Genomic DNA, 21,282 nt, shown 5'->3' on the forward strand with positions numbered 1-21,282 from the left:
GTAGCCGAAGACCCTCGGCGCGCCGATCAGGGGATCGACTGAAGCTCGGGCCATACCGGCCGCGTGCCTTTGCGCTGGGCGAACAGAATGGCACGGCACAGTTTGCACAGGCGCTGATCACGGAAGATCTGCTTGTGCACCTCCAGCCAGCGCGGCTGGGCCGGCAGCAAGGTGCCGCACAGGGTGCGGTCCACAGAACCACCGAGCTCCAGCTGGCGCGCCACCAGATGCACCCGGCTTTCCTGGCAGGCGAACAGGTCCAGCTGATCGTCGGGTTCGATCAGTTGGTAGGCAAACAGGGACCAGGCGGGACGCGGCATCGGGGGCTCCAAACAGGGGGCGCCACATTAGCCGAAAGCCAGCATCCAGAAAAGCGTCAAAGCAACGGTTTGAGCGTCGGCCAGACGTTTTCCAGCAGTTTGCCCTGGGCACCGGCGGTGGGATGGACGCCGTCGGCCTGCATCAATGTCGGAACGCCGCCAACCCCTTCGAGCAGGAACGGCACCAAGGCCACTTTTTTCTCGTCCGCGAGTGTTTGATAGACCTGGGCGAACGCCTTGGTGTAGCGCGCGCCGTAGTTGGGCGGCAATTGCATGCCCAACAGCAGCACCTGGGCACCAGCCTTGCGAGAGAGATCGATCATCGATGCAAGATTCTGTTGCAATTGCGCGACAGGCATTCCGCGCAGGCCATCATTGCCGCCCAACTCCAGCAGAACCAGGTCCGGCTTGTGCGCTGCAAGCTGCGCGGGCAGCCGCGCCAAGCCATTGGCCGAGGTATCACCGGTGATCGAGGCATTGACGACTTTGTCGTCGAAACCCTGTTGCGCCAGGCGTTTTTCGAGCAGTGCTACCCAGCCGGCGCGGGTATCCAGGCCGAAAGCCGCGCTGATACTATCGCCAACGATCAGGACGGTACCTGCCACTGCACTCTGGGCGGCCAACATCAGGCCCAGGCCAGCACTCATCAACCACATTCGCATCGGGACTCTCCATGGGCGCAAGCATTCTTACAGCGCGGAACCTTAGCAAAGTGGTCACCAGCGCGGAAGGTGAACTGACCATACTGCACGAACTCTCCCTGCAATTGGCGAAAGGCGACAGCCTGGCGATCGTCGGCGCCTCGGGTTCGGGCAAGTCCACCCTGCTCGGCCTGCTGGCCGGCCTCGACCTGCCCAGTGCGGGCAGCGTGACCCTGGCTGGCCAGGACCTCGGCACCCTCGACGAGGACCAGCGGGCTCGGGTGCGCGCCGAACACGTGGGGTTCGTGTTTCAGTCGTTCCAACTGCTGGACAGCCTCAATGCGTTGGAAAACGTGATGCTGCCGCTGGAGCTCGACGGCCGCAAGGATGCCCGGGAGCATGCGCGCAACCTCCTCGAACGGGTTGGCCTGGGCCAACGCCTGACACACTCGCCGCGCCAGCTCTCGGGCGGCGAACAACAGCGCGTGGCCATCGCCCGCGCCTTCGCTGCCGAACCTGACGTGCTGTTCGCCGACGAACCCACCGGCAACCTCGACAGCCATACCGGCGAGCGCATCAGTGACCTGCTCTTCGAATTGAACAAGGAGCGCGGCACGACCCTGGTGCTGGTAACCCACGACGAGCGCCTGGCGCATCGCTGCCAGCGTTTGATCCGCCTTGATGCCGGGCGCCTCGTCGCGCCTCTGGAGCCCTGATGGTCGGCTTGCCGATGTTCCGCCTGATGGCCCTGGCCGCCCGGCAGTTGTTGCGTGACGCCCGCTCCGGCGAGCTGCGCGTACTGTTCTTTGCCCTGCTGGTGGCGGTCGCTGCCAGCACTGCGATCGGCTATTTCGGGGCGCGCCTCAATGGCGCGATGCAACTGCGCGCGACCGAGTTCCTTGGCGCCGACCTCATCCTGCAAGGCAGCAGCCCGGCCCGTCAGGAGCAGATCGATGCCGGCACCCAGGCGGGGCTCGAGCATGCGCGCGTGGTCGAGTTCGCCAGCGTGATCGCCGCCGACAACGGCATCCAGTTGTCCAGCGTGAAGGCGGTCGATGAGGCGTACCCGTTGCGTGGCGAGCTCAAGAGCGCCGCGCAGCCCTATGGAGAGGAAACAGCCGGCGCAGGCCCGGCGCCCGGTGAGGCCTGGGCGGAGTCACGCTTGCTGGCAGCGCTGAACCTCAAGGTTGGCGACACCCTGGATGTGGGCAGCAAGACCCTGCGCCTGGCACGGGTGCTGACCTATGAGCCGGACCGAGCCGGCAACTTCTATAGCCTGACGCCACGGGTGATGATCAACCTGCAGGACCTGGCCGCCACCAACGTGGTGCAGCCAGGCAGCCGAGTGACCTACCGCGAGCTCTGGCGTGGCACGCCCGAGCAACTGGCCAGCTATCAGCAGCGACTGGAGTCGGCGCTCGAGCCCAACCAGCGGCTGCGAGATTCCAAGGACAGCAACCAGCAGATCGGCGGCGCGCTGGGCAAGGCCGAACGCTATCTGAACATGGCCAGCCTGGTGGCGGTACTGCTCGCCGGCGTGGCGGTGGCCATGTCGGCCACCCGCTTCGCCGCGCGACGTTTCGATGCCAGTGCCCTGCTGCGCTGCCTGGGCCTGTCACGCCGCGAAGTGATGCTGATGTTCTGCGTGCAACTGGCCTTGCTCGGTGTACTGGCGTGCCTGAGCGGTGCGCTGATCGGCTGGTTGGCGCAACTGGTGCTGTTCCAGATGCTCCATGGCTTGTTGCCTGCCGTGGTTCCGGCCGGGGGCGTATTGCCCGCGTTGGCCGGCATCGGTACCGGGCTGGTCGCCTTGGCCGGGTTCGCCCTGCCACCGCTGGCAGCCCTGGGTGCGGTACCCCCGCTGCGCGTGCTGCGCCGCGACCTGCTGCCGGTGCCGACCAGCACCTGGCTGGTGTACGGCACTGCGCTGCTGGCGCTGGGCCTGATCATGTGGCGGTTGAGCCTGGACCTGGTCCTGACCTTCGCCTTGCTCGCCGGTGGGCTGCTGGCCGCGCTGATCCTTGGCGGCCTGTTGCTGCTGGGCCTGAAAAGCCTGCGCCGGCTGCTGGCCCGTTCCACCCTGCCCTGGCGTCTGGGGCTTGGGCAACTGCTTCGGCATCCGCTGGCTGCGGCTGGCCAGGCCCTGGCCTTCGGCCTGATCCTGCTGGCCATGACGCTGATCGCGCTGCTGCGTGGCGAGTTGCTGGACAACTGGCAGAACCAGTTGCCAAAGGATGCGCCGAACTATTTCGCCCTGAACATCCTGCCGGACGAGCGCGATGCCTTCGCCCGTCACCTGCAGGACGCCGGCGCCCGTGCGGCGCCCCTGTACCCGGTGATGCCGGGACGTCTGGTGGATATCAACGATGCGCCGGTGCAGGAACTGGTCGAGAAGGATTCGCGCGGTGAACGCGCGGTGCAACGGGACTTGAGCCTGACCTGGGCCGAACATCTGCCCAACGGCAACCGTATAACCGCCGGGCAGTGGTGGAGTGCTGCGCAGAACCAGGACCTGCCCGGCGTGTCCGTCGAGGAAGGCGTTGCGCAAAGCCTCAAGCTCAAGCTGGGCGACCGCTTGACCTTCAACATTGGCGGCTCCAATCGCGATGCTGTGGTCACCAGCCTGCGCACCGTGGACTGGAACAACTTCCAGCCCAACTTCTTCATGATCTTCCAACCCGGTACCTTCGATGACCTGCCGACCACCTACCTGACCAGCTTCTACATCGCTCCTGGGCATGATTCACAGGTGGTTGAGCTATCTCGCGCCTTCCCTGCGGCGACCATCCTGGGGGTCGAGGCACTGCTGGAACAGCTGCGCAGCATCCTGGCTCAGGTCACCCTGGCAGTGGAATACGTGCTGCTGTTCGTGCTGGCTGCGGGCATGGCCGTGTTGTTCTCCGGGTTGCAGGCGACGCTGGACGAGCGCATTCGGCAAGGCGCACTGCTGCGGGCGCTGGGTGCCGAGCGGCGCCTGCTGGTCAAGGCACGGCGCATCGAGTTCGGTCTGCTGGGTGCCGCCAGCGGTGTGCTGGCGGCGTTGGGCAGCGAACTGATCAGCTTTGTGCTGTATCGCTATGCCTTCGACCTGGCCTGGACCCCGCACCCATGGTTGCTTTGCTTGCCGCTGATCGGCGCACTGCTGGTCGGTGGGGCGGGCGTCTTCGGCACCCGTCGAGCCCTCAATGCAAGCCCGTTGCAGGTACTCAGAGAAGGCTGATGTGCTACCCGCCGATCAGCGAAGGGTGATCAGCCCCTGCCGGGCGATGCGCACGGCATGGGCAATCACCTCACGGGCATCCTGCGCCGATGGTGCCTGGATCACGGCCAGTTCGAAGCTGTTGTCGGGCAAACCTTTCAAGGCGCTGTGCTGGTCGATGAAGCGAGCCACGAAAGCACCGGGCTTGCCACGACGGCGAGGCCAGCCATCAAGGCTGCGCAGCAGGTTCGGTTGGTGCTGGCCCACCAGCAAAATGCGCGGGTTGCGCAGGGAAGGACTCGCCGGGATCGGCGCCAGGCAAACGATGGGACGGGGACAGTTCATGATGGTGTTCTCAGCCTCGACCGCTTCATGTGGGAGAGCTGGACAGCGGTGGGAGGCATCACCGAACCAGCGCTTTAGCGGTATTTCGAAGGCTCGCAAGAACCTCCAGGCGCCCCGCAAGTAGCTGTCTAAATCGGCGCATGAGGGGTAATCCTATTGAATCGGTCGGCAGGGTGTCAACCGCCTGGTGCACACCTCAGGCCGGCTTGTAGCGGATCTGATTGATATACCACAGCGCCTCGCCATCAGGGATCTGTACGACGATTTCGTCGCCTTCCTGCTTCTTCAGCAGCGCGCGGGCCATGGGTGAATCGATGGAAATATAGTCGTTGCGACCATAGATTTCGTCATAGCCGACGATACGAAAGGTCTTGGTCTCGCCTGCGTCGTTTTCGATCTCTACCCAAGCACCGAAGAACACCCTGCCTTCTTGTTCGGGCGAATAATCGACGACCTTGACGTCTTCCAAGCGCTTGCGCAGATAACGCACGCGACGGTCGATCTCGCGCAGCAGCTTCTTGTTGTACTGGTAGTCCGCGTTCTCACTGCGATCCCCCAAAGATGCCGCCCAAGCGACCTTCTGCGTGATCTCTGGCCGATAGACGCGCCACAGATGATCGAGCTCTGATCTCAGCGCCTCGTGCCCCTCACGCGTAATGATGTTCGTTGCCAATGCGGCCTCCGGCCAGACATAAAAGCGTAGCCTACAACAAACACTCTGCTCTGCCAGCAAGGCTCATGATTCAACGCGCCGACGCCAGCTTGCGCGCGCCTGGCTCCAGCGAATCGCGTTCGCGGGCGAACGCCAGGTAGTACTTGTTCACGCTGTTGACGTAGCTCACCGAGGCCATGCCCATCTGTTCCATGGCGATGCGCTCGGTCTGGAAGAACCATTGGTCGGGGTTGAGGCCGCGGCGGCGGGCTTCCTTGCGCATGGCTTGCACCCGTTCCGGGCCCATGTTGTAAGCGGCCAGGGTGAAGGCCATGCGTTCACGCTCGTTGAGCTTGTTGCTGGAAAAGAACTTGCGGCGAATCATCGCCAGGTATTTGGCTCCGGCCTGGACGTTGTTGTCGACGTTCTGGATGTTGCCCACGCCTACCCGCCGGGCTGCCGAGGGGGTGATCTGCAGCAGGCCGGTGGCGCCGCCGCCACCACGCGCCGCCGGATCGAGCTTGGACTCCTTGAAGGCCAGCGCGGCGAGGTTGAGCCAGTCCATGTGTTGCTCGCGGGCGTGGCGCTGGAGGACCGGACGCAGTTTTTCCAGCCGCTGACGATCACTGCGGGCCAAGGGGTAGTGAACCTTGTACAGGCCACGGTAAACCTTGACGAATGCGGCGTCCTGATCGCTTGGCGCCTTGTAGGACGCCAGGAAGCGATCGACGCTGGCGCCGAGCTGCGGTGCGTCGCGGCGCACGTACCAGCTTACCGAGCCGGGCGCGCTGAGGACCACGCGGCGGTCCACCCGCAGCCGTGGCATGACCTTGGCCCAGCGCTCGGCGATGGGCAATTCGACCACGGTCAGCGGGTAGATCCCGGCTTGGACCATCTCCAGCACGTCTTCAACGGCCAGGCTGGGGTCGACCCATTCGATGTCGATAGGCGCCAGTTTGCGCAGGGCCAGCTTCTGATTCAGGCGTTCGATGGCGGCGCCCGCAGCGCTGCCATTGGGCAAGGCGAGGGTTTTGCCTGCCAGTTGCTCGACCCGCACCGGGCGCCGCCCGCCTTTGCCGCTGACCAGCACGAATGGCACGTTGGCGATCACGGCATCGCTGGCCGCGACCTTGCTGGCGGGATGCAACTCCATCAGTTCGCCCGGCGCGACCAGATCGCCTTCGCCACGCTGCAGGGCGCCGAGCAGTTGTTCCTTGGCTCGCGGAATGATCTTGAGTTGCAACGCCTGACCTTTACCGGCGTGGGCATTGAGGAAGCTCTGGAAGGCCTGCAGGCGATGGTATTCGACGCCGATGGCCTGGCCGCGGACTTGGCCGGAGCTGTTGCGGCTCTGATTGACCAGCACGCGCAACACGCGGCTCGACTGGATCTGGGCCAGGTCGCGGACCTTGGCCGGGTGTGCCGCCAACGGGGGACCCGCCGGACGAGCGGCGGCTGCCGAGGGCAGTCCGAGGACCAGACACAGCATGACAATCAGTGATCTTGCGCCCATGGTTCCCCGGCAAATGTCTCGAGCAGCCCTCAAAGACCGCCATAACCTTTTGAAGTTCTTGGTTTTCTTGCCCATCACCAAGCTCTGGTATGCTTTTCGCCTCCTGCTTTGAGGTAGCACCATGCAACTCATCGATATTGGCGTCAACCTTACCCATGACAGCTTCGCGCAAAAGCACGAGGCCATTCTGCAGAGGGCCTACGCCGCTGGCGTCTGTCAGTTGGTGCTCACCGGCACGAGTGTCGAGGGCAGCGAACAGGCCTTGCAGCTGTGTCAGCAGTGGGACGAAGCCGGTGAGCGCTTGTTCGCCACCGCCGGCATCCACCCGCACAGCGCCAGCGAGTGGAACGGCGACAGTGCCACGCGTTTGCGTGATCTGCTGAGCCAGCCACAGGTCAAGGCAGTGGGCGAATGCGGTCTGGATTTCAACCGCGACTTCTCGCCGCGACCACAGCAGGAGAAAGTGTTGCAGGAGCACCTGGCGCTGGCTGTCGAGCTGCAGCTGCCGGTGTTTCTCCACGAACGCGATGCGCCTCAGCGCCTGCTGGACATCCTCAAGGACTACCGCGGCCACTTGCCGGCAGCCGTGGTGCACTGCTTCACGGGCGAGCGCAAGGCTCTGTTCGGTTACCTGGACCTGGACCTGCACATCGGTATCACCGGCTGGATCTGCGATGAGCGTCGCGGCACTCACCTGCACCCGCTGGTGGGCAGCATTCCCGCCTCGCGGCTGATGCTGGAGAGTGACGCGCCCTATCTGTTGCCGCGCACCTTGCGGCCCAAGCCCAAGAGTGGCCGCAACGAACCGGCCTTTCTCACCGAAGTGCTGCGCGAGGTGGCCCAGCATCGGGGTGAAAGCCTGGCCGATCTGGCGTGGAGTACGACCGCTTGCGCACGGACATTTTTTGGGTTGCCTGAGATCGGCACGGGCGCGCCCGCTCTCTATGACGCTGATAGCAAAGCTTGATTCGCGGCCGATGCGAGCGGTGACTATTATCGTTCTCAACCGATCCGGATCTGGATCTGGCTTGAACAATCGGCGGTTGGCTGGACTCTACAGCTCATGCCACCCGCCTTGCCGAACCCAGGTCCTGTTGCACCATGCCTATGGAGCATTGAGCCATGAACGATATGAACGCGCTGAACATCGTCAACGACCCGAACAACGGCATCCGCGTCTCGCGAGCCATCGCCCTGCCTTTGCTGGCCCTGTCTGCCCTGATGCTGGTCGATGCGGCTGCCTGCTCCAGCATCGCCGAAGCTGCCATCGGCGTGATCGGCCTAGTTGCCGCCTTCGCGCTGGGTCGCCCGCAGCATGCGCTCAGCCAAACACCGTCACCGTCTGCCGGCTGATCGCCAGCAGCTCGCCTTGCGGGTTCCACATGGCTGCGGACGTGTGGCCATAGCCGTCCCGGGCATGTTCGATCACAGCCTGGTAGCGGCACCAGTCCAGGCTTCCCATGGCGGGCATGGGCTGGATGAATTCGATAGTCCAGGTCAGGCTGCTGCCAGGCGCTGGTTTGCTCAGATAAGGCAGCAGTGCGGGTGGCCAGGCGTCTCCCAGCACCAGCAGCAGTGCTTCGGTGATGGGCTCGTCGACTTCGTGTTCGCGTAGCTGCATCCACCCACCGATCCCGGCGACCGGTGTATTGCTGAACGGCAGCGCACCGATGCCCCATCGCATGTCCAAGTGTCGAATGTACTCCGGGGTAACGCCCGGCAGGTACGGCAGCGCCGTCGATTCGGCCAAGGGTTTCATGGGCGCTACCGGCATTGCGCTGATGTCGATTGCCGATTGCCGCGCCAGGCCGAAACTGGCCTGGACCACGGTCATGGTGCGACCGTGCTGAACTGCACGGGCGAGCACCGAGGTCACGGCACTGCCCTCGCGCAGTATTTCCACCTGCAGATCGATGGGCACGTCCAATTCGGCGGGGCCCACGAAGGTAATCGCCATCGAGCGGACCGGGCGGTCGGGAACGTGCGCCGCCATGGCCTCGTGCAGCAAAGCAGCCATGAGCCCGCCGTAGCAGGCGCGGCCCTGGCTCCATTCGCGAGGTACGGTGACACTGTGGGGTGGACGTCGTGCGCTTGCTAGCAGGTCGCGAAGGTTCATGGGCCGGCCTTGAGGGTGAGGGTCGATGGGCTAGATGGTAGCCAGCTCGGCGCCCGACCGCAGGTTTCATATCGGCCAATTTACAGTTCTCTCAGCTTTAGTAGCGATTAGCCGCTAGCGGGGCCCTGGGCCAGGCGCGGTCGCCAGTTGTCGGCGCAAGGTCGTCAACGCAGCGCGCAATTGCTCGCGGGAAACCGGTCGACCGGCGTAGCGCTGTGCCATGAAGGCGTAGGCGAAGGCCAGGATGGCTTCGCTCTGCTTGGGCAAACGAGCAGCTGCGCGCTCGGCGAATGCCATGGCCCCTTCACCGGTATGCCGCACGAGGCCGCGCCGACGCAACAGACGCTCGAAGGCGACGAACTCCTTGAGCTGGGGATCGGTCCGACGCTGCCACGGTTTGAGCAGCCAGACACTGGCCAGCACCATGAACAACAACCCGCCGACCGGCAGCGCCCAGCGCTGCAGGCCCTGGAACCAGCGCGCGAGAAATTCGATCTGGCGCTCGCCCTGATACTCCAACACCCAGCGCTGCCAGCCGTAGTTGAGATTGTCCCACTGCAGGCGCAGGTCGTTGAGCCACGTCAGATGCGGGTAGCGCAAGGGCGAGAACGGTGAGCCGGCGAGGAATTCTTCATCCGCCGAGAGCGCCTGCTGCAAGCCCTGCTCGACCCGCGCGGGTGCCACTGCGGCAGTGGGATCGGCCCGTTGCCAGCCGATGCCTGACTGCCAGTACTCGACCCAGGCATGGGCTTCGAATTGACGCACGGTCAGGTAGTTGCCTGCCGGGTTGACCTCGCCGCCCTGATAGCCGGCCACCACGCGCGCGGGCACGCCAGCCACGCGCAGCGCGTAGACCATGGCGCCGGCGTAGTGCGCGCAGAAGCCCCGGCGGCTGTCGAAGAGGAATTCGTCGATGCTGTCGCGGCCCAGCACCGGTGGGTTGAGCGTGTAGTGGAAGGGCAGCTCGCGAAACTGTCGGAGCATTTCGTTGACCAGTACCGGTGCCGTGCTGAAACGGGCGTGCAGGTCTTGCGCCCACTGGCGCGTGCGCGGGTCGCCCTGCGCCGGCAATTGCAGCGCCGTGCGCAATGCGGGTGGTGCCAGCTGGGGCTCGCGGATCACCTGCGGCCAGGAGGTGACCGCGTACATCAACGGCTGGTCGACCGGGCGACGACGCTGCAGGCGTCCGTCGCTGAGCTGGCGCACGCCGGGCAAGGCGGTGCGCGCGACGTCCAGGGCGAACAGCCAGGGCTTGCCGCTGGGCTGCTGGATGACCTGATAGGTGAGCGAAGGTCCGGTCGGTTGCCACTGCGCTGCCAGTTGGGTCTGGATCCAGGGCGACTGGCTCCAGGTACGGCCGTCGTACACATCCAGGCTCAGCGCGCGCCAGTAGAGGTCGCGCTTGGGCGGTATGGCGCCCTCGAAGCTGGCACGAAAAGCCACCTCTCCGGATTGGCTGAGGCTGGCCACGTCGGCCGGGCTCATGCTTTCCGACAAGCCGGTCACGCCCTGCCCCGGCGCAGGCAGCGGCAGCGACCAGAGCGGTTCCAGGCGCGGAAAGAACACGAACAGCAGCAGCATCAGCGGCAACGCCTGCAACATCAGGCTACCGGCCAGCTTCAGAGTGGCCATCGGGCGTGCGATGAGTGAGCTCTGCTGCAATCCGATCAAGGCGGCGAGCAGCGCCAGCAGCGGCAGAACGCTATACAGCGCCCAGCCCAGGCTGGTATCGAACAGGTAGGCCACCGCCAGGCAGAACAGGCCGAGAAAGATCACCACGCGGGCATCGCGGGCGGTTTGCATCTCCAGAAGCTTGAGCAGGGACGCGGCCACTAGCAGCGCGGCGGTGGCCTCCAGGCCCACCCAGGTGCCGCTGGACAGATACACCCCGGCGGCCACCGCAAGCATCAGCGCTACCTTGATCAGCCGTCCCGGATAGCGCGCACGCATGCGAAACACCTGCACGCGCCACAGCGTGCAGCCCAACCACAACCCCAGCAGCCATAACGGCACGTGCCACCACAGCGGCACCAGTACCAGCGACTGCGCCAGCAGCAACCAGGTCAGGCTGACCCGCGGAATCGCGGCGGGCGTGCTCATGGCTGTTCTCCAAAAAGTGCCAAAGCACGCAGACAGGCTTCGCGGTGTGCGTCGCCGCTGTCGGTATCCAGCCGATTGCCGGGCAACTGCAGGGCGAAAGGCCGCTGCTCGCGGGACAGGGCCAATACCCAATAGCACAGGCGCGAGAGGCGCTGTTCGACATCGCCGCCAAGCGCGACGAAGTCCAGGCACAGTTCCTGGCCGCGCAGGTCGGCGAAGTCTTTGACCAGCAGCCCTTCGCCGCGTGAATAGGCCTTCCAATGCATGCGCCGCCAGGAATCGCCCGGCTGGTATTGCTTGAGGCCCTGAAAATCGTCCACGCCTTGGCCGTGCAGGCGTTGCGCCTGGTCTTCGATATCCGCCGACTCGCTGTGCAAGGTCGGCACTTCGCCCTGCAACGGTTGCGGATAGACCAGCACTCGCTGGCCCAGGTCGACCCAGGTCCAGGCAGTGAGCACGCCGAGGGGAAAGCTGGTCTCCACGCGCATGCGCGGTGCTGGAAGCCAGCCGCGGCGCTCGGTCGGCAAGCTCAGTTCCAGCGCCTGCACGTGATCGGGGGCGACATCGCTGCGTTGCAGTTGCTGCGCGTTCCAACCCACACCGATGGCCTGGTGCTCCTTGCCGCCGCTTTCCAGACGCAGGCCGAAGCGCGCCTGCTCGCCGACGAACACAGAGCTGGCGCCGTTGCCGCTGACCAGCAGGCCGCTGAGATTGCGGTAGGTGTGCAGGATGGCGACGACGAACACAGAGCCCAGCAGGAATACCAAGGCATAGGCCAGGCTGTTCTGGTAGTTGATGGCGGCGAGGAAGATCAACAGCAGCACGACGATGAAACCGGTACCGCTGCGGCTGGGGACGATGAAGATTCTGCGCTGGTCCAGCTCGATGCGCGGCGCTGCCGGCAAGCGTCGCGCCTGCCAGCGCCGCCAGCGCTCACCGAGCAGCCGCCTCACAGCGCAGGCACCTCCCGCAGCAGCCACTGCACCAGCGCTCCTCCGCCCTGACCGGTAGGGTCGGCCCGTTCGCGCAGGCGGTGGCTGACGACTGAGGGCAGTACCGCTTGCACGTCTTCGGGAATCACGTAGTCGCGATCGAGCAGCAAGGCCCACGCCTTTGCAGCGGCAAGCAGCGCCAGGCTGCCACGTGGCGACAATCCATAGGCGAACTGCGGCTGGGTGCGGGTCGCTTCCACCAGGCGCAGTACGTAGTCCACCAACGCGTCGCTGGCCCGCACTGCACGGGCCTGGGCTTGCAATGCAGACAGCTGCGCATGGTCGAGTACGGCGCTCATGCGCGGCAGCAGATCGCGCCGCGACTCGCCCATCAGCAAGGCCTTTTCGGCGGCTTTGGCCGGGTAGCCGAGCGACAGGCGCATGAGAAAACGGTCCAGTTGCGACTCGGGCAGCGCGAAGGTGCCGCCCTGGGTGGTGGGGTTCTGCGTGGCGATCACGAAAAACGGCTGGGGCAATGGACGGGTGGCGCCCTCGATGGTGACCTGGCCCTCCTCCATGGCTTCGAGCAGGGCACTCTGGCTCTTGGGCGTGGCGCGGTTGATTTCGTCCGCCAGCACCAGTTCGGCGAAGATCGGTCCGGGGTGGAAGACGAAACGACCGCTGTCCTTGTCGAACACCGACGTGCCGAGGATATCGCTGGGCAGCAGGTCGGAGGTGAACTGGATACGTTGGAAACTCAGGCCCAGCACCTTGGCCAGGGCATGACTCAGGGTGGTCTTGCCCATGCCGGGCAGATCCTCGATGAGCAGGTGGCCATCGGCGATCAGGCAGGTCAACGCCAGGCGAACCTGGGTTTCCTTGCCCAGCAGGACTTCATTGACGGCTTGCAGGCATTCATCCAATCGGCTGCGCATGGCAGACACTCCTTGTCGATACTACGTCTGCTGGCCCGCTGTCAGGCGCGCCTGGGCGACCGAAATACTTCAGCGTCCCGCACGCGACTCGCGGATGTAGAACCGCGCTTTTTCGGCCTTGTTGGTGCACCCCTCGAAGGCTTCGAACTGCTGCTGGGTCTTGGCCCCGGTGAGCAGCGACAGCGCCTTGGAATAGCTTACGGTACCGGCCAGGCCTTCGGCCTTGGCCAGGTCAAGCTCGTGCCAGGCACCATCGAGCTGCGTGGCGCAGCTGTCGCGGTAGGCGGTCTTGCCGGCACAACCGCTCAAGGCCAGTGCCACCAGCGGCACACAGATCCAGGCTTTCATCGATGACACCTCGGGAAAAACGTCAGGGTAATGCTGGGTCAGACGATGTGCCATCTAAAAAGTGCCGTTGTGTGGGTCCGTAGTGTGGCCCCCAGTGATGCGCGTTCCTGTGGGAGCGGGTTCTACCCGCGAAGGCGTCGGCACTGGCACCGCTGGATTAGAATGTAAATCCGGGATTGATGGTGTGAGAGCTGGCGTCTTCGCGGGTAGAACCCGCTCCCACAGGGGGACGGCTTGCGTGCTGCGGGATTGGTGGTGTGGGGGCTGGCGTCTTCGCGGGTAGAACCCGCTCCCACAGGGATAGCTTCCACAGGGATAGCTTCCACAGGGATAGGTGTGGGCTGGGAGCGGCGCGTCAGTCGGGGCTTGCGAGGCGGTAGCCGACGCCGGGTTCGGTGATGAGGAAGCGTGGGGCGGCGGGGTCGTCGCCGAGTTTGTGGCGCAGGTGGCCGACGACGATGCGCAGGTAGTGACTGTCGTCGAGGTGGGTCGGGCCCCAGATGTCCTTGAGCAATTGCTGCTGGGTGATGACTCGCCCCGGATAGCGCGCCAGCTGTGCAAGCACGGCGTACTCCTTGCGGGTCAGGGCCACCTCGACGCCATCGAGGGTGACCCGGCGCGATGCCAGGTCGACCTGCAGCGGACCCAGTTGCAACGCCGCTTCGTGGACCGGGCTACCGCTGGCCTGGCGCAACAGCGCACGCACTCTGGCGAGGAACTCCTGGATGCCGAAGGGCTTGGTCACGTAGTCGTTGGCGCCGTTGTCCAGGGCCTGGACTTTCTGTGCCTCGCTGGCGCGCACCGAGAGCACCAGCACCGGTACCGTGCTCCACTGGCGCAACTGCTCCAGCACCTGTTGGCCGTCCATGTCCGGCAGGCCCAGGTCCAGCACGATCAGGTCCGGACGCAGCAGCGCGGCCTGGCTCAGGCCCTCGGCGCCGGTGCCCGCTTCGATCACCTTGTAGCCTTGGGAGGCCAGGCTGATGCGCAGGAACTTGCGGATCTGCGGTTCGTCGTCGATGACCAGCAAGGTGCTGGCCAGAGGAGGATGGGTAAGGCTCATGCTCAGGTATCCGGATCGGCGCCCGGTTGAGCGCGCAGCGGCAAGCATAAGGCGATGCAGGTGCCATGGCCATCGATGCCGCTGCCGACTTCGACGCGACCGCCATGGGCGCCGACCATGCCCTGGCAGATCGCCAGGCCCAGCCCCGTGCCCTGCCCGCCTCGATCACCGCGCGCGGCGGTGTAGAACATGTCGAAAATCTTCGCCCGCTCGGCTTCGGGAATACCGGGGCCTTCGTCGCTGACCGCAAGCAGCAGGCTCTCATCGCGCACACGGGCCGACACTTGCAAGCGACCGCCCACCGGCGAGAACCGCGCGGCATTTTCCAGCACGTTGACCAGGGCCTGTTCGATCAACGCCGCATGCACATACAGCAAGGGCAATTGCGCGGGTACCTGTACCTGGACCTGCAACGGTGCCAGCGGCGCGCGCAATCGACTCACGGCGCTGGCGACGATATCCCCAGCCGCCACCCAGTCCCGCGCCAGCTTGAGAGCGCCGTGGCCCAGGCGCGTCATGTCGAGCAGGTTCTGGATGTAGCGGTCCAGGCGCTCGGCTTCGTCACGGGTGACCTCGAGCAACGCCTGGCGATCGTCCGGCGCCAGGGCCGTGCCCAGGGCCAGCAGGCTGTCGATGCTGCCACGCATGGCGGTCAGCGGCGTGCGCAGGTCATGGGACACCGAGGCCAGCAAGGCACTGCGCAACTGTTCGGTTTCACCGTGCAGGCGCGCCGCTTCCAGGTCATGGGCCAAGTCCGCGCGGGCCAGGGCCTGCGCCACCGGCTGCACCAGCGCGCCGAGCAGGCGTCGGCCGGGGTCGTCGAGCCGACCGGCCTGCTGTTCGGCCACCGCGAGCAGCGCCAGCACCTGGCCCTCCCATGTTACTGGCAACCACCACCAACGCCCCGCCGGCAATGTGGTGGTGCCCAGCCCGGCCGGTTGCGCGTGGTTGCCGGCCCACTGCGCTGCAGCCAGTTCGGTGGTCGAGAACGACACCGCCCCGCCCTGGGCCACCTTCCAGCCCTGCTCGCTGCGCTCGAGCAGACAGATGTCCAGCCCCGGCCAGCCCTGCAAGTGCTGCGCGGCCGCACTGAACACCGCCTGGCGGTCGGTCGCCGCGGCCAGCAGTCGGGACAGCTCCAGCAGTTGCGCGGTGTGCGCCTGAGTTTCGCGCAAGGCGCTGAGCTGCTGGCGCTGGCGCGCGGCCAGGTTGCCCGTGAGCGCTGCCATCAGCAGGAAGAACAGCAGGGTCAGGACGTCTTCCTGACGCTGGATGCTCAGGGAGAAATTAGGTGGAATGAACAGAAAGTCGTACGCCAGGAACGACAGCGCGGCACAGCTGAGCGCCGGCCCCGGGCTGCTGCGGACCGCCACCAGCAGCACGGCGGCGAGGAACACCAGGGAGATATTGGGCAAGTCCAGCACCTGTGCCACGGCCCAGGCCAGCCCGCTGGCCAAAAGCGTTGCCAGTATCGCCAGGGCATACTCGCGCCAACGTCCGACGGGCCGTGTGCGCGGCGTTGGCGGTGACGGCACCTGAGCCCGCGCCAGCACGTTGATTTCCAGACCGCTGGGATGGCGCAGCAAGCGTTCGGCCAGGCCCGCGCCGAAGCGGCGCCGGCGCGACTGGCCGACCAGTACCAGGTTGGCGCGACGGTCGGCGGCGTGTTGCAGCAAGGTCCTGGCCACTTCCGCATCGCGCAGCTCCACCACCTCGCCGCCCAGCCGTTCGGCCATCTGCTGGGCCAGTTTCAGACGCTGACGCCCTGTTTCATCGAGCAGCGAGCCGTCGTCCACATGGACCACGGACCAGGGCAGATGACGACGGCGGGCGACGCGGCTGGCGTGGCGCACCAGTCGCTCGGCCTGCTCGTCGGCGGCGATGCCTACCAGCAGTCGTCCGCGCACGCTGGGTGCCTGCTGGCCGAGGCTGCGGTAGCCTTCGTGCAGATCGTCGTCGACCTGAGCGGCGGCCGTCTGCATGGCCAGTTCGCGCAGGGCGCTGAGGTTGGTCTGGGTGAAGAAGGCGTCGATGGCGGCCCGCGCCTGCTCCGGCACGTACACCTTGCCCTCGCGCAGGCGTTCGAGCAGCTCGCGCGGCGGCAGGTCGATCAGCAGCAGATCGTCGGCCTCCTGCACCACCCAATCGGGCAGGGTTTCGCGCACCTGCACGCCGGTGATCGTCTGGACCTGATCGTTCAGGCTTTCCAGGTGTTGGACGTTGACCGTGGTGTACACATCGATGCCGGCGGCGAGCAGTTCCTGCACGTCCTGCCAACGCTTGGCGTGCCGGCTGCCAGGCGCATTGCTGTGCGCCAGCTCGTCGACCAGGACCAGGGCCGGGCGGGCAGCGAGCACGGCATCCAGGTCCATTTCCTCGAGGGTCACGTCGCGGTATTCGCAGCGCCGCAACGCCTGCTGGGGCAGACCGACCAGCAGCGCTTCGGTTTCCGCGCGGCCGTGGGTCTGCACCACGGCAGCCAGCACCTCGATGCCCTGACGCTGGCGAGCGTGGGCGGCCTGGAGCATGGCGTAGGTCTTGCCGACACCGGGCGCGGCGCCGAGAAACACTTTCAAGCGGCCACGCCCGCTGCGGGGCAAGGCGGCCAGCAGGGCATCGGCGCGGCCGGAATCACTCATGGTCTGGGCTCATGGCATCGCCTCGTGGTCATCGGGACTGTGACGGTAGCCGATCCAGCGCCTGGTTCAAAGCCAGCACGTTGACCACCTCCGGGCCGATGGCGGGCGATCGGGTCTGCGCCTGCACCAACGCGCGCAGAGTCGACTCGGGCAGGCCGCGTTCGCGCGCCACCCGAGGGACCTGATAGCTCACCGCTGCCGGTGGCAGATCAGGGTCCAGGCCACTGGCCGAGGTGGTCAACAGCGCCAGCGGAACCGGACCCTGCTGCGCATCGAACTGTTCATCGGCCTGCGCCAGCACGCGAGTGCCCAGCGCAGGATTGCTCGGCGCCAGGTTGCTCGCACCACTGGCCAGGGTCGCGTAGTCGGCTGCCGAAGGCCGTGAATGAAACCAGCGCTCATCGGTGAAGGCCTGGGCGAGCAAGGTGGAACCGCGCACCTCGCCCTGCGCGTCGCGCACCAGGCTGCCGTTGGCCTGGGCGGAAAAGGCCCACTGGCCTACCGCCCACACCAACAGCGGATAGGCACCGCCGGTGAGCAAGGTCATCAACAGAATCAGGCTCAAGGCCGGACGCAACAAACTGTTCATCATTCAAGCTCCAGGGTCAGACCAGGTGCAAAGCGGTGAGGACAATATCGATGGCCTTGATGCCGATGAAGGGCACCACCAAACCACCCAGGCCATAGATAAGAACGTTGCGCCGCAGCAGTTGCGCGGCGCTGTCGGCCTGCACCCGCACGCCGCGCAGGGCCAGGGGGATCAACACGATGATGATCAAGGCGTTGAAGACGATGGCCGAGAGGATCGCGCTCTGCGGGCTGGCCAGGTTCATCACGTTGAGCACGCCCAGGGATGGGTATACCGCAGCGAACAGCGCCGGGAGGATGGCAAAATACTTGGCCACGTCGTTGGCGATGGAGAACGTGGTCAAGGCGCCGCGGGTGACCAGCAGTTCCTTGCCGATGCGCACGATGTCGAGCAGCTTGGTCGGATCGCTGTCCAGGTCGACCATGTTGGCTGCCTCGCGCGCAGCCTGGGTGCCATCGTTCATCGCCACGCCGACGTCGGCCTGGGCCAGTGCAGGCGCATCGTTGGCGCCGTCGCCGCACATGGCCACCAGGCGGCCGTCGGCCTGTTCCTGGCGTATGCGCGCCAGCTTCTTCTGCGGCGTGGCTTCGGCCAGCACATCGTCGACACCGGCTTCGGCGGCGATGGCGGCAGCCGTCAGTGGGTTGTCGCCGGTCACCATCACGGTGCGGATGCCCAGCTTGCGCAGCTGCTCGAAGCGCTCGCGAATGCCGGGTTTGACCACGTCCTTGAGGTGGATGACACCCAGCAGCTGGCGGTCGCGGCACACTAGCAGCGGTGTGCCGCCACTCTGCGCGATGCGCTCGATGTGTTCGGCCAGCGCGGGTGCAAGCTGCGCCCTGGATTGGCCGATGAACGCCAGCAGCGAGTCGACCGCGCCCTTGCGGTAGCTCTGCTGGTCGAGGTCGACGCCCGACAGCCGTGTCTGGGCGCTGAACGGCACCGATTGCCAGCGCTCGGCGGCCGGCTCGTCGATGCTGAACAGTGGCCGGATGAACTCGACCACCGAGCGCCCTTCCGCCGTTTCATCGCCCAGCGAGGCCAGCAGCGTACCCTCGGCCATCTGTGCGTCGCTGACGCCAGGGGCGGCATGCAAGGCGCTGCAGCGGCGGTTGCCGAAGGTGATGGTGCCGGTCTTGTCGAGCAGCAACACATGGACGTCACCGGCCGCTTCCACGGCGCGGCCAGACTTGGCCACGACGTTGAGCCGCACCAGGCGGTCCATGCCGGCGATACCGATGGCCGACAGCAGGCCGGCGATGGTGGTCGGGATCAGGGTTACCAGCAATGCCAGGAGAAACACCAACGGCAGACTGTGCCCAGAGAAGCGAGCAAACGGCTGCAGGGTGACCACCACCAGCAGGAAGACCATGGTCAGGCCGATCAGCAGGATGTCCAGGGCCACTTCGTTGGGCGTCTTCTGCCGCTTTGCGCCTTCCACCAGGGCGATCATGCGGTCCAGGGTCGACTCGCCGGGGTCGGTGCTGATCTCGATCAGCAGCCAGTCCGACACCACCAGGGTATTGCCGGTGACGGCCGAGCGGTCGCCACCCGATTCACGGATCACCGGCGCCGACTCACCGGTGATGGCGGCCTCGTTGACGGCGGCGATGCCCTCGCGCACCTCGCCGTCACCGGGAATCATCTGCCCGGCTTCGACGCGAACCACATCGCCCTTGCGCAAGGCGGTGGCGGCAACCGTCTCGAAGGTGCCGTCGGCACGTTGCCGGCGAGCCTGCAGGCCTTGGCTGCCGGCCTTGAGGCTGTCGGCGCGAGCACGGCCACGGCCTTCGGCCAGTGCTTCGGCGAAATTGGCGAACAGCAAGGTGAACCACAGCCACACGGCAATCTGCACGGCGACCGAGGCCGACACTGCCGGGTCGGGCAGCAGGCACAGGCCGGTGGTCAGTACGGCGCACAACTCCACCACCAGCAGCACGGGGCTGCGCAGCAGTCGCCGGGGGTCGAGCTTGACGAACGCCTGCAGCAGCGCGGGTCGCCACAGGGCACTCAAGGTGGCCCCGGCGGGCGGTTGTGGTTGCGTGGCAGCGGCAACGGTCGATCGGTTCATGGTCCAGGCCTCAGAAATGCAGGTTCAAGTGCTCGGCGATCGGCCCCAGGGCCAGCACCGGCAGGAAAGTCAGGCCACCCACGATCAGCAGGGTCACGGTCAGCAGGGTGATGAACAGCAGGCCGTGGGTGGCGAAGCTGTCGGCGCTCGGCGCGCTGGCGTTTTTGCTGGCCAGGGCTCCGGCCAGGGCCAGCACCGGCAGGATGTAGCCGAAGCGGCCAAGCAACATGCCCAAAGCCAGCATGAGGTTGTGAAAGGTCGTGTTGGCGGACAGGCCTGCGAAGGCCGAACCGTTGTTGGCGCTGGCCGAGGTGTAGGCATACAGCAACTGAGTGAAGCCATGGGGGCCGGGGTTGCTCACCGCTCCGGCCGGACCCGGCAGGCTCACGGCGATGGCGCTGAGCACCAGCACACCTACGGGCATGACCAGCAGGCTCGCCACCAACCAGCGCACCTCGCGCGCCTGGAGTTTCTTGCCCAGGTACTCCGGGGTTCGACCGATCATCAAGCCGGCCAGGAACACCGTCAGCAGCACGTTGAGGAGCATGCCGTAGAGACCGGCACCGACACCGCCGAAGATCACTTCGCCGAGCATCATATTGACCAGCGCGACCATCCCGGAGAGCGGATTGAGGCTGTCGTGCATGGCATTGACCGAACCGTTCGAGGCGGCCGTGGTGGTCACCGACCAAAGCACGCTGGCGGTGGTGCCGAAGCGGCTTTCCTTGCCTTCCAGCGGCGCGGTCTGCTCGACCATAGCACTGGCCAGCATCGGATTGGGTTGCTGCTCGGCGTACAGCGACAGCCCCAGGCCCAGCAACAGCAAGGTCAACATGCAGGCCAGGATCGCCCGGCTCTGACGCAGGTCCTTCACGTAATGGCCGAAGGTGAAGACAAGGGCGACCGGGATGGTCAGGATCGCGACCAGTTCGAACAGGTTGCTCCAGGCCGTGGGATTCTCGAACGGATGGGCCGAGTTGACGCCGAAGAACCCGCCGCCATTGGTGCCCAGCTGCTTGATGGCGATCTGGCTGGCTGCCGGGCCGAGGGGGATGGTCTGTGGGTTGCCCTGCAAAGTCAGCGCGTCCACATAGGGCGCGAACGTCTGCGGCACACCCTGCCAGATAAGGAACACAGCGAGCAGCAAGGCCAGCGGCAGCAGCCCATACAGGGTGGCACGGGTCACATCGACCCAGAAGTTGCCCAGGGTACTGGCCGAACGGCGACTGATGCCACGGCACAGCGCCACCAGCACCGCCAACCCGGTGGCTGCACTGAGAAAGTTCTGCACGCCCAGGCCAGCCATCTGGCTCAGGTAGCTGAGCGAAGTTTCGCCGCTGTACGCCTGCCAGTTGGTGTTGGCCATGAAGCTGACGGCGGTGTTGAACGCCAGGGTCCATTCCTGGCCCGGCAGGTGCTGGGGATTGAGCGGCAGATATCCCTGCAGCATGAGCATGGCGAACAGCAGGCCAAATCCGGCCAGGTTGAAAACCAGCAGCGCCAGGGCATATTGCTGCCAGCTTTGCTGCTGTTGGGCATCGATACCAGAAAAGCGGTAGCACAGCTTCTCCACCGGTTGCAGCGGTACGCTGAGCCAGGTGCGCTGGCCTTCCATGACCTTGTAGTAGAAACGTCCGAGCCAGGGCGCCGGCAGCAGGATCAAGGCGAGAAAGGCCGCTATCAGGGCGAAATCGTGACTGTTCATCAATGACTAGCCTCCACTGGCGCGCAAGAGGGCAACGAGCAGGTACACGAACAAACCGATGGCCAGCAGCAGGAACAGGCCGTCCAGAACAGACATGGGAATATCTCCAGGCGC

General features: G+C 65.7%; 20 protein-coding genes. 4 read left to right on the forward strand and 16 right to left on the reverse strand.

From position 1 onward, the window contains the following. Positions 1 to 26: 26 nt before the first annotated feature. Both B2V21_RS00680 and B2V21_RS00685 read right to left on the reverse strand, forming a co-directional pair. A complete protein-coding gene (locus B2V21_RS00680) occupies positions 27 to 320 on the reverse strand; it encodes a hypothetical protein (RefSeq protein ID WP_049858898.1) in 294 nt (97 codons plus the stop codon). A gap of 56 nt (positions 321 to 376) precedes the next feature. Beyond that, on the reverse strand, positions 377 to 982 hold the full coding sequence (locus B2V21_RS00685) for an arylesterase (RefSeq protein ID WP_049858899.1): 606 nt from the start codon (positions 980 to 982) through the stop codon (positions 377 to 379). Between the two features lie 11 nt (positions 983 to 993). Here B2V21_RS00685 and B2V21_RS00690 point away from each other — a divergent pair, with 11 nt between their 5' ends. Together B2V21_RS00690 and B2V21_RS00695 are read left to right on the forward strand one after the other, a co-directional pair. Continuing rightward, entirely contained in the window at positions 994 to 1,677 is a 684-nt protein-coding gene (locus B2V21_RS00690; protein ID WP_049858900.1) for an ABC transporter ATP-binding protein, read from the forward strand. Further along, a complete protein-coding gene (locus tag B2V21_RS00695; RefSeq protein WP_286915728.1) occupies positions 1,677 to 4,181 on the forward strand; it encodes an ABC transporter permease in 2,505 nt (834 codons plus the stop codon). Before B2V21_RS00690 ends, B2V21_RS00695 begins: the two co-directional genes overlap by 1 nt. 15 nt (positions 4,182 to 4,196) lie before the next feature. On the opposite strand, the gene B2V21_RS00700 is transcribed toward B2V21_RS00695, so the two are convergent. The 3 genes from B2V21_RS00700 to B2V21_RS00710 form a co-directional block, all read right to left on the reverse strand. Continuing rightward, a complete protein-coding gene (locus tag B2V21_RS00700) occupies positions 4,197 to 4,505 on the reverse strand; it encodes a hypothetical protein (protein ID WP_090359340.1) in 309 nt (102 codons plus the stop codon). A gap of 196 nt (positions 4,506 to 4,701) precedes the next feature. Continuing rightward, a complete protein-coding gene (gene greB, locus B2V21_RS00705) occupies positions 4,702 to 5,178 on the reverse strand; it encodes a transcription elongation factor GreB (protein WP_122743562.1) in 477 nt (158 codons plus the stop codon). 70 nt (positions 5,179 to 5,248) lie between these two features. After that, on the reverse strand, positions 5,249 to 6,670 hold the full coding sequence (locus B2V21_RS00710) for a transglycosylase SLT domain-containing protein (RefSeq protein WP_122743563.1): 1,422 nt from the start codon (positions 6,668 to 6,670) through the stop codon (positions 5,249 to 5,251). A gap of 121 nt (positions 6,671 to 6,791) precedes the next feature. Between B2V21_RS00710 and B2V21_RS00715 the strand changes: the two genes are divergently transcribed. Together B2V21_RS00715 and B2V21_RS00720 are read left to right on the forward strand one after the other, a co-directional pair. Next, on the forward strand, positions 6,792 to 7,637 hold the full coding sequence (locus B2V21_RS00715) for a TatD family hydrolase (RefSeq protein WP_286915729.1): 846 nt from the start codon (positions 6,792 to 6,794) through the stop codon (positions 7,635 to 7,637). A 155-nt stretch (positions 7,638 to 7,792) separates the two neighbouring features. Next, positions 7,793 to 8,023, forward strand: coding sequence for a hypothetical protein (locus tag B2V21_RS00720; protein ID WP_049858907.1), 231 nt, complete (start codon positions 7,793 to 7,795; stop codon positions 8,021 to 8,023). On the opposite strand, the gene B2V21_RS00725 is transcribed toward B2V21_RS00720, so the two are convergent. From B2V21_RS00725 to B2V21_RS00775, 11 genes are all read right to left on the reverse strand, one after another. Continuing rightward, positions 7,992 to 8,786: an acyl-CoA thioesterase gene (locus B2V21_RS00725; protein ID WP_286915730.1), complete on the reverse strand. Its 795-nt coding sequence runs from the start codon at positions 8,784 to 8,786 to the stop codon at positions 7,992 to 7,994. The two genes, B2V21_RS00720 and B2V21_RS00725, sit on opposite strands and share 32 nt — an antisense overlap. 114 nt (positions 8,787 to 8,900) lie before the next feature. Beyond that, positions 8,901 to 10,886, reverse strand: a complete 1,986-nt coding sequence (locus B2V21_RS00730; protein WP_286915731.1) for a transglutaminaseTgpA domain-containing protein — start codon at positions 10,884 to 10,886, stop codon at positions 8,901 to 8,903. Next, the gene (locus B2V21_RS00735) at positions 10,883 to 11,866 is read right to left on the reverse strand and encodes a DUF58 domain-containing protein (RefSeq protein ID WP_375143188.1); all 984 of its coding nucleotides are present in this window, start codon (positions 11,864 to 11,866) and stop codon (positions 10,883 to 10,885) included. The genes B2V21_RS00730 and B2V21_RS00735 overlap by 4 nt, the downstream gene beginning before the upstream one ends. After that, positions 11,836 to 12,753, reverse strand: a complete 918-nt coding sequence (locus tag B2V21_RS00740) for an AAA family ATPase (RefSeq protein WP_286915732.1) — start codon at positions 12,751 to 12,753, stop codon at positions 11,836 to 11,838. The genes B2V21_RS00735 and B2V21_RS00740 overlap by 31 nt, the downstream gene beginning before the upstream one ends. Positions 12,754 to 12,822: 69 nt before the next feature. Further along, a complete protein-coding gene (locus tag B2V21_RS00745) occupies positions 12,823 to 13,101 on the reverse strand; it encodes a hypothetical protein (RefSeq protein WP_043193238.1) in 279 nt (92 codons plus the stop codon). Between the two features lie 355 nt (positions 13,102 to 13,456). Next, complete coding sequence (locus B2V21_RS00750; RefSeq protein ID WP_286915733.1) at positions 13,457 to 14,164, reverse strand: response regulator; 708 nt, start codon at positions 14,162 to 14,164, stop codon at positions 13,457 to 13,459. Between the two features lie 2 nt (positions 14,165 to 14,166). Further along, positions 14,167 to 16,803: a sensor histidine kinase gene (locus B2V21_RS00755; RefSeq protein WP_286915734.1), complete on the reverse strand. Its 2,637-nt coding sequence runs from the start codon at positions 16,801 to 16,803 to the stop codon at positions 14,167 to 14,169. Between the two features lie 28 nt (positions 16,804 to 16,831). Continuing rightward, on the reverse strand, positions 16,832 to 17,392 hold the full coding sequence (kdpC, locus tag B2V21_RS00760; RefSeq protein ID WP_286915735.1) for a potassium-transporting ATPase subunit KdpC: 561 nt from the start codon (positions 17,390 to 17,392) through the stop codon (positions 16,832 to 16,834). Positions 17,393 to 17,408: 16 nt separating this feature from the next. Beyond that, entirely contained in the window at positions 17,409 to 19,463 is a 2,055-nt protein-coding gene (kdpB, locus tag B2V21_RS00765; RefSeq protein WP_286915736.1) for a potassium-transporting ATPase subunit KdpB, read from the reverse strand. Positions 19,464 to 19,473: 10 nt separating this feature from the next. After that, a complete protein-coding gene (gene kdpA / locus B2V21_RS00770) occupies positions 19,474 to 21,168 on the reverse strand; it encodes a potassium-transporting ATPase subunit KdpA (RefSeq protein ID WP_286915737.1) in 1,695 nt (564 codons plus the stop codon). A 6-nt stretch (positions 21,169 to 21,174) separates the two neighbouring features. Then, the gene (locus B2V21_RS00775; RefSeq protein WP_082223535.1) at positions 21,175 to 21,264 is read right to left on the reverse strand and encodes a potassium-transporting ATPase subunit F; all 90 of its coding nucleotides are present in this window, start codon (positions 21,262 to 21,264) and stop codon (positions 21,175 to 21,177) included. Between the last annotated feature and the right edge of the window lie 18 nt (positions 21,265 to 21,282).

Source organism: Pseudomonas sp. UBA6276 (assembly GCF_002438365.1).
In the GTDB taxonomy this organism is placed as follows: domain Bacteria; phylum Pseudomonadota; class Gammaproteobacteria; order Pseudomonadales; family Pseudomonadaceae; genus Aquipseudomonas; species Aquipseudomonas coleopterorum.

Coding starts and splice junctions, on each gene's coding strand:
- B2V21_RS00680 (WP_049858898.1), bottom strand. CDS start 320: ATGCCGCGTCCCGCCTGGTCCCTGTTTGCCTACCAACTGATCGAACCC.
- B2V21_RS00685 (WP_049858899.1), bottom strand. CDS start 982: ATGCGAATGTGGTTGATGAGTGCTGGCCTGGGCCTGATGTTGGCCGCC.
- B2V21_RS00690 (WP_049858900.1), top strand. CDS start 994: ATGGGCGCAAGCATTCTTACAGCGCGGAACCTTAGCAAAGTGGTCACC.
- B2V21_RS00695 (WP_286915728.1), top strand. CDS start 1,677: ATGGTCGGCTTGCCGATGTTCCGCCTGATGGCCCTGGCCGCCCGGCAG.
- B2V21_RS00700 (WP_090359340.1), bottom strand. CDS start 4,505: ATGAACTGTCCCCGTCCCATCGTTTGCCTGGCGCCGATCCCGGCGAGT.
- B2V21_RS00710 (WP_122743563.1), bottom strand. CDS start 6,670: ATGGGCGCAAGATCACTGATTGTCATGCTGTGTCTGGTCCTCGGACTG.
- B2V21_RS00715 (WP_286915729.1), top strand. CDS start 6,792: ATGCAACTCATCGATATTGGCGTCAACCTTACCCATGACAGCTTCGCG.
- B2V21_RS00720 (WP_049858907.1), top strand. CDS start 7,793: ATGAACGATATGAACGCGCTGAACATCGTCAACGACCCGAACAACGGC.
- B2V21_RS00725 (WP_286915730.1), bottom strand. CDS start 8,786: ATGAACCTTCGCGACCTGCTAGCAAGCGCACGACGTCCACCCCACAGT.
- B2V21_RS00730 (WP_286915731.1), bottom strand. CDS start 10,886: ATGAGCACGCCCGCCGCGATTCCGCGGGTCAGCCTGACCTGGTTGCTG.
- B2V21_RS00740 (WP_286915732.1), bottom strand. CDS start 12,753: ATGCGCAGCCGATTGGATGAATGCCTGCAAGCCGTCAATGAAGTCCTG.
- B2V21_RS00745 (WP_043193238.1), bottom strand. CDS start 13,101: ATGAAAGCCTGGATCTGTGTGCCGCTGGTGGCACTGGCCTTGAGCGGT.
- B2V21_RS00750 (WP_286915733.1), bottom strand. CDS start 14,164: ATGAGCCTTACCCATCCTCCTCTGGCCAGCACCTTGCTGGTCATCGAC.
- B2V21_RS00755 (WP_286915734.1), bottom strand. CDS start 16,803: ATGAGTGATTCCGGCCGCGCCGATGCCCTGCTGGCCGCCTTGCCCCGC.
- kdpC (WP_286915735.1), bottom strand. CDS start 17,392: ATGAACAGTTTGTTGCGTCCGGCCTTGAGCCTGATTCTGTTGATGACC.
- kdpB (WP_286915736.1), bottom strand. CDS start 19,463: ATGAACCGATCGACCGTTGCCGCTGCCACGCAACCACAACCGCCCGCC.
- kdpA (WP_286915737.1), bottom strand. CDS start 21,168: ATGAACAGTCACGATTTCGCCCTGATAGCGGCCTTTCTCGCCTTGATC.
- B2V21_RS00775 (WP_082223535.1), bottom strand. CDS start 21,264: ATGTCTGTTCTGGACGGCCTGTTCCTGCTGCTGGCCATCGGTTTGTTC.